Annotated in this window: 14 protein-coding genes; 2 read left to right on the top strand and 12 right to left on the bottom strand. The window is 69.0% G+C overall.

The window, feature by feature from the left end; translation table 11 throughout:
- Genes ABE957_RS14500 through ABE957_RS14490 form a run of 3 tightly spaced genes read right to left on the bottom strand, consistent with a single transcriptional unit; the run spans position 1 to position 2,911 of the window.
- Positions 1-1,149: a patatin-like phospholipase family protein gene (locus tag ABE957_RS14500; protein ID WP_349759367.1), complete on the bottom strand. Its 1,149-nt coding sequence runs from the start codon at positions 1,147-1,149 to the stop codon at positions 1-3.
- Entirely contained in the window at positions 1,146-2,099 is a 954-nt protein-coding gene (locus tag ABE957_RS14495; RefSeq protein ID WP_349759366.1) for an alpha/beta fold hydrolase, read from the bottom strand. Before ABE957_RS14495 ends, ABE957_RS14500 begins: the two co-directional genes overlap by 4 nt.
- Complete coding sequence (locus ABE957_RS14490; protein ID WP_349759365.1) at positions 2,096-2,911, bottom strand: alpha/beta fold hydrolase; 816 nt, start codon at positions 2,909-2,911, stop codon at positions 2,096-2,098. The genes ABE957_RS14495 and ABE957_RS14490 overlap by 4 nt, the downstream gene beginning before the upstream one ends.
- A gap of 223 nt (positions 2,912-3,134) precedes the next feature.
- Here ABE957_RS14490 and ABE957_RS14485 point away from each other — a divergent pair, with 223 nt between their 5' ends.
- Positions 3,135-4,082 carry an AEC family transporter gene (locus ABE957_RS14485; RefSeq protein WP_349759364.1) on the top strand — a complete coding sequence of 316 codons (948 nt, stop codon included), beginning with the start codon at positions 3,135-3,137 and terminating at the stop codon, positions 4,080-4,082.
- Positions 4,083-4,100: 18 nt separating this feature from the next.
- Here ABE957_RS14485 and ABE957_RS14480 read toward each other — a convergent pair whose 3' ends face one another.
- The 9 genes from ABE957_RS14480 to ABE957_RS14440 form a co-directional block, all read right to left on the bottom strand.
- Positions 4,101-4,424, bottom strand: a complete 324-nt coding sequence (locus ABE957_RS14480) for an antibiotic biosynthesis monooxygenase family protein (RefSeq protein ID WP_349759363.1) — start codon at positions 4,422-4,424, stop codon at positions 4,101-4,103.
- Positions 4,421-4,954: a phosphohistidine phosphatase SixA gene (gene sixA / locus ABE957_RS14475; protein ID WP_349759362.1), complete on the bottom strand. Its 534-nt coding sequence runs from the start codon at positions 4,952-4,954 to the stop codon at positions 4,421-4,423. The genes ABE957_RS14480 and sixA overlap by 4 nt, the downstream gene beginning before the upstream one ends.
- Positions 4,951-6,015, bottom strand: a complete 1,065-nt coding sequence (locus ABE957_RS14470; RefSeq protein WP_349759361.1) for an NAD(P)H-dependent glycerol-3-phosphate dehydrogenase — start codon at positions 6,013-6,015, stop codon at positions 4,951-4,953. The genes sixA and ABE957_RS14470 overlap by 4 nt, the downstream gene beginning before the upstream one ends.
- 137 nt (positions 6,016-6,152) lie before the next feature.
- The gene (locus tag ABE957_RS14465) at positions 6,153-7,595 is read right to left on the bottom strand and encodes an NAD(P)(+) transhydrogenase (Re/Si-specific) subunit beta (protein WP_349759360.1); all 1,443 of its coding nucleotides are present in this window, start codon (positions 7,593-7,595) and stop codon (positions 6,153-6,155) included.
- Between the two features lie 16 nt (positions 7,596-7,611).
- Entirely contained in the window at positions 7,612-9,183 is a 1,572-nt protein-coding gene (locus tag ABE957_RS14460; RefSeq protein WP_349759359.1) for a Re/Si-specific NAD(P)(+) transhydrogenase subunit alpha, read from the bottom strand.
- Positions 9,184-9,447: 264 nt separating this feature from the next.
- On the bottom strand, positions 9,448-11,352 hold the full coding sequence (gene htpG / locus ABE957_RS14455; RefSeq protein WP_349759358.1) for a molecular chaperone HtpG: 1,905 nt from the start codon (positions 11,350-11,352) through the stop codon (positions 9,448-9,450).
- 105 nt (positions 11,353-11,457) lie between these two features.
- Positions 11,458-11,922 carry a PaaI family thioesterase gene (locus ABE957_RS14450; RefSeq protein WP_349759357.1) on the bottom strand — a complete coding sequence of 155 codons (465 nt, stop codon included), beginning with the start codon at positions 11,920-11,922 and terminating at the stop codon, positions 11,458-11,460.
- On the bottom strand, positions 11,915-12,409 hold the full coding sequence (locus ABE957_RS14445) for a PaaI family thioesterase (protein WP_349759356.1): 495 nt from the start codon (positions 12,407-12,409) through the stop codon (positions 11,915-11,917). Before ABE957_RS14445 ends, ABE957_RS14450 begins: the two co-directional genes overlap by 8 nt.
- A gap of 45 nt (positions 12,410-12,454) precedes the next feature.
- The gene (locus ABE957_RS14440; RefSeq protein ID WP_349759355.1) at positions 12,455-12,811 is read right to left on the bottom strand and encodes a YkvA family protein; all 357 of its coding nucleotides are present in this window, start codon (positions 12,809-12,811) and stop codon (positions 12,455-12,457) included.
- Between the two features lie 159 nt (positions 12,812-12,970).
- Here ABE957_RS14440 and ABE957_RS14435 point away from each other — a divergent pair, with 159 nt between their 5' ends.
- Positions 12,971-14,911, top strand: a complete 1,941-nt coding sequence (locus ABE957_RS14435; RefSeq protein ID WP_349759354.1) for a transglycosylase SLT domain-containing protein — start codon at positions 12,971-12,973, stop codon at positions 14,909-14,911.
- The last annotated feature ends 10 nt before the right edge of the window (positions 14,912-14,921 follow it).

The following is a 14,921-nucleotide window of genomic DNA, read 5'->3' as shown; positions in this document are numbered from 1 at the left end:
TCAGGACGGTGCCTTCTCCTCTCCGGTGTCTTCGCCCGTTTCCTCTCCCGTTTCCTCGCCCGTTCCTTCGTCCATTTCTTCGTCCATTTCTTCGTCCGTCGGCTCGACGACGATCGCCTGATCGCCCCAGCCCGGATGGGTGAGCCCCTCGAAGCGGTCCAGCGCGTCCACGGCCAGGTGGCGGCCTAGGCTGATCAGGGCCTCGGCACGGTGAAACTCGTAGGCGCCGCACACCGTCTTGGGCACCTCGATCAGCACGTCCGGCGGATAGCCCGCCACCTTGTACTTGGCCAGCGCCGCCTGGGTGATGTCGAAGGAGGCCAGCACCATGTCCAGGCGCCCCCACTCCCGGCGATCGCGCTCCAGGGCCTCCTCCACCCGACTCTTCTTGACCCCGTTGGCGGACTCGTTGCCGTTGCCGAACCCGTCGAACAGCCGCCGGGCGGCGCCGCGCACCCCGTCGATCCAGCTGGCGAAGTCGACGCCGCCAGCATCGCGGGCCTCCTCCCGGGCCTGCTCCTCGGCGGCCTCGTCGGGGGGCAGCAGCTCCTCGAGGCTCACCGGCCGAGGGCTGTGGGCGGTGACGTTGACAGCCATCACGAAGTCCGCCTGGGCCGAGACCGTGGGAATGATCGGCAGCGGATTGAGCAGCCCGCCGTCGACCAGCACCTGGTCGCCGCGATGCACCGGGGTGATCACCCCGGGCACGGCGATGGAGGCGCGGATCGCCTCGATCAGCGAGCCACTCTGGAACCAAACCTCGCGCTGGCGGGTCAGGTCGGTGGCGACGGTGGTCACGGCGATATCCAGGTCCTCGATGCGGGTATCGTCGATCAGGCTCTCGAGCTTGCCCATCACCTTGTTGGCGCGCATCGCGCCCATCGGGCTCCAGGTGACATCGACCAGCCGCAGCACGTCGAAGTAGTCGAGCTTGCAGACCCAATCGCGGTAGGCGGCGAGCTGGCCCGCCGCGTAGACCCCGCCGACCAGAGCGCCCATGGAGCAGCCTGAGATGGCCACCACGCGATAGCCGCGGGCCTCGAGCTCCTCGATCACCCCGATATGGGCGTAGCCGCGCGCCCCGCCACTGCCGAGCACCAGGGCGACCGTCTTGTCCCGGGGGCTTGAGACCTGCTGCTGTTGATTCATGATCCGCCCTCCCTCTCGTGCCCGCGCTCATGCGAGCGCTCATGCGTTCGCTCAGAGGCATGCCAGTCGGCGATGACCCACGCCACCTCCCCCGCGGCCGCCGGCTCCAGGTGCAAGTGATGCCCGCCCGGCAGCACGCGGCGCGCGAGATTCGCCACCTCGGCCCGCGCCCGGCGTGCCCGCGGCCGGTCGCCCAGGATGCCGGTCGTCCCCTCCACCAGCAGCACCGGCGCGCTCAGCGCGCGCAGCATGGCGGAGAGCTGCTCGGGGCAGAGCCGCACCGGCGAGGGGCGCAGCAGGCGCGCATCGGTGCGCAGGCGGACCCGACCGCCGGGCAACTCCTCGAGGTTGCGCAGCATCAGCGGGCGCGCCGTCTCGGCATCGATGGGCGTCGCCCCGCCGGCGACACGCGCCGCCACGGCGGCCTCACTATCAGGATAGCTCGGTGCCCGGGAGCCAGGAGAGCTCGGAGCTCGGGAGCGGGCACGCCGCTCGGCGAGGAGTCCCTTCCGCAGCTGGGCGGGAGCGTCGTCGGCCGCGGTGGTCAGCGCGCCCAGGCCATCGATCAGCACCAGCGCCTCGACCCGTTCGGGCAGCGCGGCCGCCGCCAGGCAGGCCACCCCGGCGCCCATGGAGTGGGCCAGCAGGGTCATGTGCGAGAGGCCGAGCTCGTCGCCGGCATCGAGCAGGTCGTGGACGTAGTCCCACAGCGCATAGCCGCCGTGGCGGTGCGCCGACCGGCCGTGGCCGGCGAAGTCGAGGGCCACCACGCGGATCCCGAGGCGCTCGACCAGGCGCGGGGCCAGGCGCGAGAAACTCGCGGCGTTATCCAGCCAGCCGTGCAGGGCGAGCCAGGTGGAAGCCGAGGGGTCGCCCCAGGCCAGGGCTGCCAGTCGCCCATCGGCCAGGTGCAGGGCTTGGGGCTGGGACTGAAAATGAGGCTCGCTCATGAGGACCGCCCGAGCAGCTCGTCGATCATCGCCACCAGGGTCGTGCGGGTCTCCTCGGGAACCTCCATGGGGAACATGTGCCCCCCCGAGACCTCGGCGACGCGCACCCCGCGGCGGCGAAGCCGGCGCCGGCGGTGGGCGGTGAGCACCCGGGACTCGCGGCCGGCCAGCACGCCGAGGGGGACCTGGACCCGCGCCGGCAGGTCATCCAGGTGATCGGGCAGGTGGCGGAAGATCTGCACCTCGATGTCGGGGTCATAGACCAGCACCACGCGGCCGTCGTCGAGTTCCCGGGTGCCGCCGTCCACGTAATCGTGAAGGGCCTGGTCGGTGAAGCCCCGAAAGAGCCCGCGGCGGCGCAGGTAGTCCGTCATGGCGTCCCGGCTGGGCCAGCTGTCGCGACGCCCCAGGGTCCGGCCGGCCGGGGTGACGCGATCGGCCAGGCCGAGCCGCTTGGCGGCCTTCATGACCACGGCGTCCAGGCCGAGCATCAGCGGCGGGTCGAGCATCACCACGCCGCTGAAGCGCTCGGGCGCGCGCTCGGCGGCCATGGCCATGAGCACCCCGCCCATGGAGTGTCCGACACCGATGACCGGCCCCGGCCGCTCGGCGAGGTGCTCGAGGAGTTCGTCGCGCAGGGCCAGCCAGTTGTGCCCCACCGGGAAGTCGGGGTGATGGCCGAGGCGATCCAGCGGGTGCACGTCGAAGCGCTCGGCCAGCGGCGACAGGAAGCTGCGATAGCTCTGCCCCGGGAAGCCGTTGGCGTGGGCGAAGACGAGGGGAAGACGTGGGGTCTGGTCGGATCGGCGCATGGAGGCTCCTTCTAAGGGCAGCCGGCCGGTGCCCTTCTGGCGATAGCAGGCTAACGGGATTACCATGTTTCGCCAAGTCGTCCATTGGCGGCAACCCTACCGAGAGGAGCTTACCGTGGCCGATTCCCGAAAGCCCACCCGCGACACTCGCGCCCGCAATCGGGTGTTCTTCATCACCGTGATCACCGCCGTGGTCGTCGGCCTCTGGCTGGCGCGCTAGGCCATGGGGCTCACGGCGCTCTTCCTGCAGACCCTCGAGATCACCCTGCCGGTCTTCGCCATGGTGTTCATCGGCCTGGGGCTGAAGCGCGCCCGCTGGATCGATCCCGCCTTCGTCTCCACCGCCTCCCAGCTGGTGTTCAAGGCGACCCTGCCGACGCTGGTCTTTCTCAGCATCATCCGCGCCGACCTCGAGGCCAGCCTCGATCCGGCCCTGCTCGGCTTCTACGCCTTGGCGACGCTCGGCAGCGTCCTCTTCTGCTGGGGATGGGCGAGCCTGCGGGTGCCCTACCGGGAGCGCGGCGTCTATATCCAGGGGGCCTTTCGCGGCAACTGCGGCATCGTCGGCCTGGCACTCGCCGCGGGCATGTACGGCGACTTCGGCCTCTCCACCGGCAGCCTGCTGCTGGGGGTGGTGATTCTCACCTACAACGCCTGCTCGGTAATCGTGCTGGTCGCCTATCAGCACGACCAGCGTGCCGACTGGCGCAGCATGCTGCGCCATATCGCCACCAACCCGTTGATCCTCGCGGTGGCCGCGGCGGTGCCGGTGGCGGCATCAGGCTGGTCGCTGCCCGGCTGGCTCGCCACCTCCGGCGACTACTTCGCCTCGCTGACCCTGCCACTGGCGCTGATCTGCGTCGGCGCCACGCTCTCGTTTGGCGAGGTGCGCCACTCCGGTCGCCTGGCGCTCGGCGCCAGCCTGCTGAAGATGGTCACCCTGCCCGCGCTTGCCACCGGCGCCGCCTGGCTGGTCGGCTTCGAGGGCCCGGCGCTCGGCGTGATGTTCCTGTTCTTCGCCAGCCCCACCGCCGCCGCCGCCTTCGTGATGGCCAAGGCGATGGGCGCCAACGCGGCCCTCACCGCCAACATCATCGCCCTCACCACGCTGATGGCGAGCCTGTCGATCACCCTGGGCGCCTTCGGCCTGACCGCCGCCGGGGCGATATAACAGTGATATAGGCTGGGATCATTCGCCGCTGCCGCGCGCCTCGGTACCCTCGACCACCTCGAACTGCTCGATGCCGCCGCCCTCGGCGGTGGCCTCAGCCGGCAAGGGATCGGCATGGGCGCGCTTGAAGTCGTCGCTGCCGACCCAGGCGCGGAAGGCCGCCTGGCTCTGCCACTCGGTCTCCACCACGTAGGGCGCCTGGTTGCCCTGGGGGCGCAGCACCCGCATGGCCTTGAACCCGGGCTGCTTGTCGATCTGCCCGGCTCGGGCGCGAAAGCGCGCCTCGAAGGCCTCCTCGAAGCCCGGGTTCACGTGGATGCGGTTATTGACGATATAGCTCACGGGACCTCCTGGTCGTTGATATCGGCGGGCGAGACGAGGCGGCGCAGGCGGGCACACCCCGCGGCGCGCACCTCGGCCTCCAGTTCGGCCACGGCGGCCGTGGCGAAGCCGGGGCCGCGCTCGGCTCGCCCCTCCACCAAGAGCCCGGTGAGGGCGGCGACCAGCGGCATGTGGCTGACCAGCATCAGCAAGCGATCGTCGGGCTCGCCGAGCAGCCAGTCGATCACCGCGCCGGGTGGGTCGTCGGGGGTGATCAGCGCCAGGGTCTCCACCTCGAGCCCCAGCGGCTCGGCAATGCGCGCCGCGGTCTGCCGGGCCCGCCGATAGGGGCTCGCCACCAGGCGCAGGCGCGTCGCGTCGAGATCCGTGCGCGAGCCGAGCCAGCGGCCCATGCGCTCGGCCTCGCGCTCGCCGCGCGGAGTGAGCGCGCGCTCGGCATCCGGCGCGCCGGGCGCAGCCTCGCCGTGGCGCATGATCAGCAGTCGCTCAGCCCTTGGTTCGGCCCGTCGCTCAGCTCTTCGCTCACTCATGCCGCCCCCCCGCCGTCGCGGCGATCCTGCTGGACGTCGGAGCGCGGCAGTACGAACTCCACGTCGCTGCTCTGCTCGCCCTGCATCAGCAGACGCGCCATCTCCCGGGCAGGCACGCCGGCGAAGAGCACCTGATAGAGCCCCTCGGCGAGGGGCATATAGACGCCGTCCTCGCGTGCCTTGTCGCGCACCAGGCGCACGGTATTGACGCCCTCGGCCACCTGTCCCAGGGCCTCGACGGCCTCCTCGAGGGTCCGGCCCTCGCCCAGGGCCTGGCCCACGCGGTAGTTGCGGGAGAGCGCCGAGGAGCAGGTGACGATCAGGTCGCCGACGCCGGCCAGCCCCAGGAAGGTCATGGGGTTGGCGCCCTGGTTCACGGCGAAGCGGCTCATCTCGGCCAGCGCCCGGGTCATCAGCATGCTGCGGGTGTTCTCGCCCATGCCCAGCGCCGCCGCCATACCCGCGGCGATGGCGTAGATGTTCTTCAGCGCGCCGCCCAGTTCCACGCCGAAGCGGTCGTTGCTGGCATAGACCCGGAAGTAGTCGCAGCCCAGCGCCGTCTGCACCCGGGTGCGGGTCTCGGCGTCGTCGCTGGCGATCACCGTGGCGGTGAGCTGCTTCTGGGCGATCTCCGAGGCGAGGTTCGGCCCCGAGATCACCCCGATGTGGGCAAAGCCGGTCTCCTCCTCGAGGAGCTCGCTCATCAGCTTGAAGCCCTCCTCCTGGATGCCCTTGGTGGTGCTGACCAGTATCTGGCCCGGGTCGAGCCAGGGGCGCGCCTGGCGCACCACCTCGCGGAAGGCCTTGGAGGGAATCGACACCAGCACCAGGCCGGCGCCCTTGAGCACCTCGTCCATGGCGGTGGATGCCACCACCGCGGGGTTGATGGCGTAGTCGGGCAGGTAGCGGCCGTTGCGGTGCTCGCGGTTGATCTGCGCCGCCAGCTCGGGGTCGCGCAGCCACTGGCGCACCTCGGCCCCGTTGTCGGCGGCGATACTCGCAAGCGCCGTGCCGAAGCTGCCGCCGCCGAGCACCGCCACGCGCATGAGTTGGTCTGACATGATCGCCCCGGAAAACTGAATGGATGAGGAGATTGTAACGAAAAAACGCCCCGTAAAGGGGCGTGTTAGGGAGCGGTTGAGAGGTCTGGTCGTCAGGCGGCACGCCCGGGCCGAGGTACGGCCCGGGCGCGCTCGGCTCAGTCGATCAGGTGCAGCAGCGAGTCGATGCTCGATCTGGCATCGCCGTAGAACATCCGGGTGTTCTCTTTGAAGAACAGCGGGTTCTCGATGCCGGAGTAGCCGGTCCCCTGGCCGCGCTTGCAGACGAACACCTGCTTGGACTCCCAGACCTTCAACACCGGCATGCCGGCGATCGGGCTGTTGGGATCCTCCTGGGCCGCGGGATTGACGATGTCGTTGGAGCCGATGACGATCACCACGTCGGTGGTGGGGAAGTCGTCGTTGATCTCGTCCATCTCAAGCACGATGTCATAGGGCACCTTGGCCTCGGCCAGCAGCACGTTCATATGCCCCGGCAGGCGACCGGCCACCGGATGGATGCCGAAGCGCACGTTCTTGCCGGCGCTGCGCAGCTTGCGTGTCAGCTCGCTGACCGCGTTCTGCGCCTGGGCCACCGCCATGCCGTAGCCCGGCACGATGATCACGCTGTCGGCATCGTTGAGCGCACTGGCCACGCCGCCGGCGTCGATGGACACCTGCTCGCCCTCGATCTCCGCCGCCGGCCCCTTGGTACCGCCGAAGCCGCCCAGGATGACGTTGATGAAGTTGCGGTTCATCGCCTTGCACATGATGTACGACAGGATCGCACCGGAGGAGCCCACCAGGGCGCCGGTGACGATCAGCAGGTCGTTGGAGAGCGTGAAGCCGATGGCCGCCGCGGCCCAGCCGGAGTAGCTGTTGAGCATCGACACCACCACCGGCATGTCGGCACCGCCGATGCCCATGATCAGGTGGTAGCCGATGAAGAAGGCGAGGCCCGCCAGCACCAGCAGGGTCCAGAAGCCCGCGCCGTTGAGGTAGAGGATGGCCAGCAGCAGCGAAGCCGCCGCCGCGCCGGCGTTGAGCAGGTGTCCGCCGGGCAGCTGCTTGGGCTTGCCGTCGATCTTGCCGGCCAGCTTGCCGAAGGCGATCACCGACCCGGTGAAGGTCACCGCGCCGATGAAGATGCCCAGCACCACCTCGACCTGCAGGAAGGTCAGCTCGGCCGGCGTCTTCTCCGCCACCAGGGCGGCGAACGCCGAGAACTCCTGGGACGTGGCCTCGATGGCGCGGGCCGCCATGACCCGGCGCCGCTCCAGGTCGGCGTTCCAGGCCACGAACACCGCGGCCAGGCCGACGAAGCTATGCAGCGCCGCCACCAGCTGCGGCATCTCGGTCATGTCGACCTTGCCGGCCACGTAGACGCCGATGCCCGCCCCGATGAGCATCATCGGGATCATCCACCAGTAGCCGCCGATACCCGGCCCGAAGGCGGTGAAGAACACCGCCACGGCCATGCCGACGATGCCGTACCAGACGGCGCGCTTGGCCTTCTCCTGGTTGCTTAGTCCCCCCAGCGAGAGGATGAACAGAACACTTGCCGCGATCGCCGCGGCAGATACGAATCCTTGACCCAACATGTCGTGTCTCCGCCGCTCAGGATTTCTGGAACATGGCCAGCATCCGGCGTGTCACCAGGAAGCCACCCACGATATTGATGGACGCGATCAGCACCGAGATCGCCGCCAGCACGCCGACCACGACGCTGCCCGAACCGATCTGCAGGACCGCGCCGAGGATGATGATGCCGGAGATCGCATTGGTCACCGCCATCAGCGGCGTGTGCAGCGAGTGGCTGACGCCCCAGATCACCTGGAAGCCGACGAAGCAGGCCAGCACGAAGACGATGAAGTGCTGCATGAAGGAGGCCGGGGCCACCTGGCCGAGCAGCATCATCAGCGCGCCGCCGACCGCCAGCAGCGTCACCTGGCGCTTGGTCTGCGCCTTGAAGGCGGCGTGTTCGGCGGCCTTCTTCTCCTCCGGGGTCGGCTCCTTCTCCTTGGGCTTGGGCTTGGCCGCGCCGATGGCCTTCACCTTGGGCGGCGGCGGCGGGAAGGTGACCTCGCCCTGGTGGGTCACCGTGGCGCCACGGATCACGTCGTCCTCCATGTCGTGCGCGATCTGCCCGTCCTTCTCGGGGGTCAGGTCGGTCAACATGTGGCGGACGTTGGTGGCGTAGAGCAGCGAGGACTGGGTCGCCATGCGCGAGGGGAAGTCGGTATAGCCGACCACCGTCACCCCGTTGTCGGAGACCACCTTCTCGTCGGCCCGGGTCAGGTCGCAGTTGCCGCCCTTCTCGGCCGCCAGGTCGATGATCACCGAGCCCGGCTTCATGGCCGCGACCATGTCCTCGAGCCACAGCTTGGGCGCCGGCTTGCCGGGAATCAGCGCCGTGGTGATGACGATATCGACGTCGGGCGCCTGCTCGCGGAAGCACTCGAGCTGCTTCTCGCGGAATTCGGGGCTGGAGGGGGCCGCGTAGCCACCGCTCTCGGCGCCGTCCTGGCTGTCCTCGAAGTCGAGGAACAGGAACTCGGCGCCCATGGACTCGATCTGCTCCGAGACCTCGGGGCGTACGTCGAAGGCGCGCACCACAGCGCCGAGGCTGGTGGCCGTGCCGATGGCGGAAAGCCCCGCCACGCCGGCGCCGATCACCAGCACCTTGGCGGGCGGCACCTTGCCGGCCGCGGTCACCTGGCCGGTGAAGAAGCGCCCGAAATTGTTGCCCGCCTCGATCACCGCGCGGTAGCCGGCGATGTTGGCCATGGACGACAGCGCATCCATCTTCTGGGCCCGCGAGATGCGCGGCACCATGTCCATCGCCACCGCGGTGGCGCCCTTGGCCCGGCACGCCTCCAGCATCTCCTCATTCTGGGCCGGCCAGAAGAAGCTGATCAGGGTCTGGCCCTCGCGCAGGCGCTCGGCCTCCTCCTCGAGGGGCTCGCGGACCTTGATCACCACCTCGGCCTCGGTCCACAGCGCCTCGGCGCCGTCGACCACGGTGACACCGGCATCGCGGTAGGCCGCGTCGTCGAAGCCCGCCGCCGCGCCGGCGCCGGTCTCGATGAGGCAGTCGTGTCCGAGTTTCTGGATGAACTTCGCGCTGTCAGGGGTCAGCGCGACACGCGCCTCACCCTTGGCGAGCTCCTTGGGTGCACCAATCTTCACGTTGGATCTCCCGCTAGTTATTGGAATCTTGCATGGGTCAGACCGGATATTCATACCTGAGCATGCCGCGATGCACAACAGCCAGGCGGATGTTGACAATGGACCCAATTTAGCACTGTTGCACCAAAGAAAAACGCAGATATTCGTCCAATGCGGACATCCTGGGAAGGCGACATCCCGGTGACGGGTTACCCACGAAAAGGCCGCCCGAAGGCGGCCTTTTCAAGCGGTGACATCGCGGGGGATGTCAGTTCGAAGCAGCGATCAGGCGCTCAGCAGGGCGTTGAGACGCTTGACGTAAGCGGCAGGGTCATCGAGGTGACCGCCCTCGGCGATGATCGCCTGGTCGAGCAGGATGCGTGCCAGGTCCTCGAAGCCGTCGCCTTCGACGCCCTCGAGGCGGGCCACCAGGGCATGCTCGGGGTTGAGCTCGAGGATCGGCTTGACCTCGGGCATCGGCTGGCCGGCGGCCTCCATGATGCGACGCATCTGGAAGCCCATCTCATGCTCGGGCAGCACCACGCAGGCCGGGGAATCGGTGAGGCGATGGGTCACCTTGACCTCCTGGACCTCGTCGCCCAGCGCCTCCTTGACGCGCTTGACCAGGTCTTCCTTGGCCTTGGCGGTCTCCTCCTGCGCCTTCTTCTCCTCCTCGTCCTCGATCTCGCCGAGGTCAAGATCGCCCTTGGCGACGTCGACCAGGCTCTTGCCCTCGAACTCGGTGAGATGGCTCATCAGCCACTCGTCGATGCGGTCGTGGAGCAGCAGCACCTCGATGCCCTTCTTGCGGAAGACCTCCAGGTGGGGGCTGTTCTTGGCCGCGTTGAAACCGTCGGCGACGATATAGTAGACCTTCTGCTGGTTCTCCTTCATGCGCGAGACGTAGTCGGCCAGCGACTGGTCCTGGGTGGCGCTGTCGGCATGGGTGCTGGAGAAGCGCAACAGGCCGGCGATCTTCTCGCGGTTGGCGTGATCCTCCGCCGGGCCTTCCTTGAGCACGCTGCCGAAGGTGTTCCAGAAGGTCTGGTAGGCCTCGGAATCCTTGGCGAGTTTCTTGAGCATGTCCAGCGAGCGCTTGGTCAGGGCGCTCTTGATCTTCTCGACCTGCGGATCCTGTTGCAGCAGCTCGCGGGAGACGTTCAGCGACAGGTCACGGGTGTCCAGCACGCCCTTGATGAAGCGCAGGTAGAGCGGCAGAAACTGCTCGGCGTCATCCATGATGAAGACGCGCTGCACGTAGAGCTTCACCCCGCGGGCGCCATCGCGCTCGTAGAGATCGAACGGCGCGCGGCCCGGCACATAGAGCAGGCTGGTGTACTCGAGCTTGCCCTCGACCTTGTTGTGGCTCCAGGTCAGCGGATCGCTGAAGTCGTGGGCCACGTGCTTGTAGAAGGCCTTGTACTCGTCGTCGGTGAGTTCGCTCTTGGGACGCACCCACAGCGCGGTGGCCTCGTTGACGGTCTCCCAGGTGGTGGTCTCGCTGCCCTCGATCTCGTTGCCGTCCTCGTCGCGGGCGGTCTCGACCTTGGGCATGCGCACCGGCACCTCGATGTGGTCGGAGTACTTGCGCACCAGGCTCTGCAGGCGGAAGTCGTCGGCGAACTCGCCGGCATCTTCCTTGAGGTGCAGGACGATCTCGGTACCGTGGGTCTCGCGCTCGATATCGGCGACGGTGAACTCGCCCTCGCCCTTGGAGTGCCACTCGACGCCGTCGCCCTGCGCGGTGCCCGCCTTGCGGGTGCGCACGGTGATGTCGTCGGCAACGATGAAGCCGGAGTAGAATCCGACGCCGAACTGGCCGATCAGCCGGGCATCCTTCTGCTGCTCGCCGGAGAGCTGCTTGAGGAACTCGGCGGTGCCGCTTCTGGCGATGGTGCCGAGGTTCTCGATCACCTCGTCGCGGTTCATGCCGATGCCGTTGTCGCGCACGGTGACGGTGCCCGCCTCGGCGTCGTGCTCGATCTCGATGCGCAGCTCGCTGTCGCCTTCATAGAGCGCATCGTTGTCCAGCGCCTGATAGCGCAGCTTGTCGCAGGCGTCGGCGGCGTTGGAGATCAGCTCGCGCAGGAAGATCTCCCTGTTGGAATACAGGGAGTGGATCATCAGGTGCAGCAGCTGCTTGACCTCGGTCTGGAAGCCGAGGGTTTCTTCATGGGTGGCAGTGGTCATGTGGCTCGGACCCCTTTTTCGACATGACAATGGTGGCGACGCCACCGATGTGGAACTGTCGTCGATATGGGGACCGTCGTGGGCTTTTCAAGCACCCCGTCGCGCTTAACTGGCGGACGGGTCGCCGAGCACGAAGTGCAGGCGTGCGGTGGCGATGGGTACGCCCTCGCGCTCCTGCCAGGAGCTGACCTGGACATTGCCCAGGCGCCGTCCCTCGCGCAGCAGGGTGCAGCGGGCCAGGGTCGGCACCACCCGGGCGGTCCGCAGGTAGTCGATGGAGAGATCGACGATGCGCGGCAGGCGTGGCTCCCGAGCGGCCAACATCAGATCCAGGGTCGCGGCGGTCTCCATGAAGGCCGCCACCACCCCACCATGCAGCGCCGGCAGCAGCACGTTGCCGACGTTCTCCTCGCGGGGGTCGAGGCGAAACAGCAGGCCCTCGCCGTCCGGGTCCGCCTGGGCCGTGACGCCGATGCGCCGGGCATAGGGGATCAGCGAGAGCCACGCCTGAACGTCGCCCTCGGCGCGAGTGCGCGCCAGCCACTCGAGGTCGTGGAAGCCTTCACGCATGATGTTGCTCCTCATCGAACAGCGCCGCCGCGAAGCCCGGCGGGGTATTGCGCGGGCCCAGGCGCACGAAGTTGCCGATGCCTCGCGCCAGCGGCTGCCCCTGCTGGCGAAGGGTGCCCTCGGTGAAGACCACCGATGCGGTGACGCGCACCACCCGCGCCTCGGCGATGATCGCCTGACCGGCCAGGCCCGGCCGGTAGTGATCGACGCGCAGATCGAGGGTCGGGCAGACCTCCGGCACCGGCAGCGCCGGCAGCACCGCCGCGCCGCAGGCGGTATCGAGCAGCATGGTCAGCACCCCGCCGTGCACCAGCCCCCGGGCGGCGTCGCCGAGCAGCGCCTCGTCCCAGGGCAGGCGCAGGGTGACGCCCTCGGGCGTCGCCTCGAGCACCTCGAGGCCGAGCGCGCGGGTGTGGGGGATGACCGCGACGAAGCGCGCCAGGGCGCGGCGCCAGTCGGCGGCGCTGGGGGTGTGATCGGGGGGCATGCGGACCTCGTGGGACGCCTGTCGAGAGAGATTCAAACGATCGTATCAGGGCAGGCGCTCGTCGTCGCGTCGACCTTCGCCGGGGGCCTCGCGCTCCTCCCGCCAGGCGCGATACCCCGCCAGGTGGCGATCGACCCGGGTCAGCAGCCAGCCGACGATCACCACGTCGTCGACCAGGCCGAGCAGCAACAGCACGTCGGGGATCAGGTCGAGGGGCGAGATCAGGTAGGCCAGGGCCACCAGCATCCACAGGAAGGCCCCCCAGGGCACCGGCCGGTAGCGCCGCAGCAGCACGTCGCGGGTCATGGGCAGGAAGAGCCGCAGGGCGCGGCCCATCTGGCCCAGCACGCGGGAGCGTCGACGCGGGTGCTCCCCCGACCCTCCACCGCTGAATCTGGCCATCGCTCCCTCCTTGCCGCCACGCATAAATCCCGCTACACGATAGGATATCCTCGCGGCGCCGGATAGCCGGCGCCTGTCGGGGCACGGCGACACTACTCAAGGCCGCCGCCATCGGCCACCATGGCCGGCCGCCGATCGCGAACCGCAAGAGGTCACTCCATGCTCCCGTCATTCGGTCACTGCAAGACCCTGATCGCCGCCACCCTGTGCTGTCTCCCCCTGCTCGCCCAGGGCAATGACCGCGCCATGCAGGATGCCCTGCAGGCCGCGCGTAGCCAGCAGTGGCAGAAGATCGATCAGCGCGCCATCGAGGGTCACGTGCTGGCCGGCTACGTCGACTACCACCGCCTCAAGGCGCGCCTGCCCGGCGCCGAGCCCGAGGCGGTGCTGGCCTTCATCGAGCGCCACGACGATGCCCCGCTGGGGGAGTGGCTGCGCGGCCAGGCCATCCAGCAGTATGGCGAGGCGGGGCGCTACGAAAGCCTGCGGGCGGTAGCCGACGGCGTCCCCGCGGGCACCGAGCGCCAGTGCCACTACTACACCGCCCAGCTCGGCGCCGACCAAAAGGCGGCCGCCGAGGGGGGACGCGAGCTGTGGCGGGTCGGCCGATCGCAGCCCGATGCCTGCGATACCCTCTTTAACACCCTGCGGGCCCAGGGGGAGATCGATCAGGAAGCGATCTGGGAGCGCATGACCCTGGCCTGGCAGGCCGGCGAGACCGGGCTTGCCGACTACCTCGGCCGCATGCTCGGCCGGGACTGGCAGAATGGCCGCACGGCCATGACCGTGCTGAAGAAAGACTTCTCCGCCGTCACCCACACCCCGGCCTGCCTCGGGCCGGAGTGCCGCGGCACCAGCGCGCTGTATGCCGCCGCCATGCACGGCTTCACCCGGGCGGATACCGAGGCCGCCCTGGAGGCCTGGCGCAAGCTCTCCCCTCACCTCTCCCTGCAGGAACGCCACCGCCGCGCGATCGAGCACGACCTGGCCTTCTATTCCATGGTCCGCGACATCGACCAGAACCTCGGCTGGGTCGACGAGCTGCTGACGCGACGCGATGACGGCGACCTGCTCGAACTGCGGGTCAGGACCGCGCTTGGCGATCGCGACTGGTCCGAAGTGATCGGGTGGATCGAGCGGATGGACGAGGCCCAGCGCGGGGAAAGCCGCTGGCAATACTGGTTGGCGCGGGCCCTTGAGCAGCAGGGCAACGACGCCGAAGCGCGAGAGGCCTATGCCCGAGCCGCCGGGGAGCGCAACTTCTTCGGCTTCGCAGCAGCCGATCGCCTCGATCGACCCTACGCCCTCAATCAGGCACGCAGCCGGTTCGATGAAGAGGCCCGCCGGGGGGTGGCCGAGTGGCCGGCCGTACGTCGCACCGAGGCGCTCTTGCGCATCGGCGAGCCGGGGCTCGCCGCCAGCGAGTGGTATGCCGCCGTGGCGCGCGGCAGCGAAGAGCAGGCCCGCCTGCTCGCCGACTATGCCCAGCGACGCGGCTGGCAGGCCCGACTGGTGCAGACCACCATCGCCGGCAAGCTGTGGGACGACCTGGCGTGGCGTTTCCCCGAGGCCTATCGCGACCACTTCCTGCACTGGGGCCGGCAGACCCGCGTCGACCCCTATCTGCTGATGGGCATCGCCCGGCGCGAGAGCGCCTACAATCCCGATGCGCTGTCGCCGGCCGGAGCCCGCGGCCTGATGCAGCTGATGCCGGGCACTGCCACTCAGGTCAGCCGGCAGCTCGGCATGAACGACCCGGGGCCCTACGGCGTGCTCGACCCAGCCGTCAACATCCGCCTGGGCAGCACCTACATCCGCGACATGCTCGACCGCTACCAGGGCAACCGCCTGGCCGCCACGGCGGCGTACAACGCCGGCCCCCACCGCGTCGACCGCTGGCTGCGCGAGGCGCCGCAGGCGTTCGACCTATTCGTGGAGAGCATTCCCTTCCGCGAGACCCGCGACTACGTGCAGGCCGTGCTGGCCTATCGGGTGATCTTCGAGAGCCTGGCCAACGGCGGCGACAGCGCCGGCGTCTCGCTGCTGACCCCGGCGGAGACCTCGGTGCGCTACGACCGCTCGCTGCTGGCCAGCAACTGAGCCTCGGCCG

The organism is Halomonas pelophila (assembly GCF_040196315.1).
Classification (GTDB): Bacteria; Pseudomonadota; Gammaproteobacteria; order Pseudomonadales; family Halomonadaceae; genus Halomonas; species Halomonas pelophila.
Note: the sequence above shows the minus strand (reverse complement) of the source record. Positions and strands in the feature narration are given on the sequence as shown.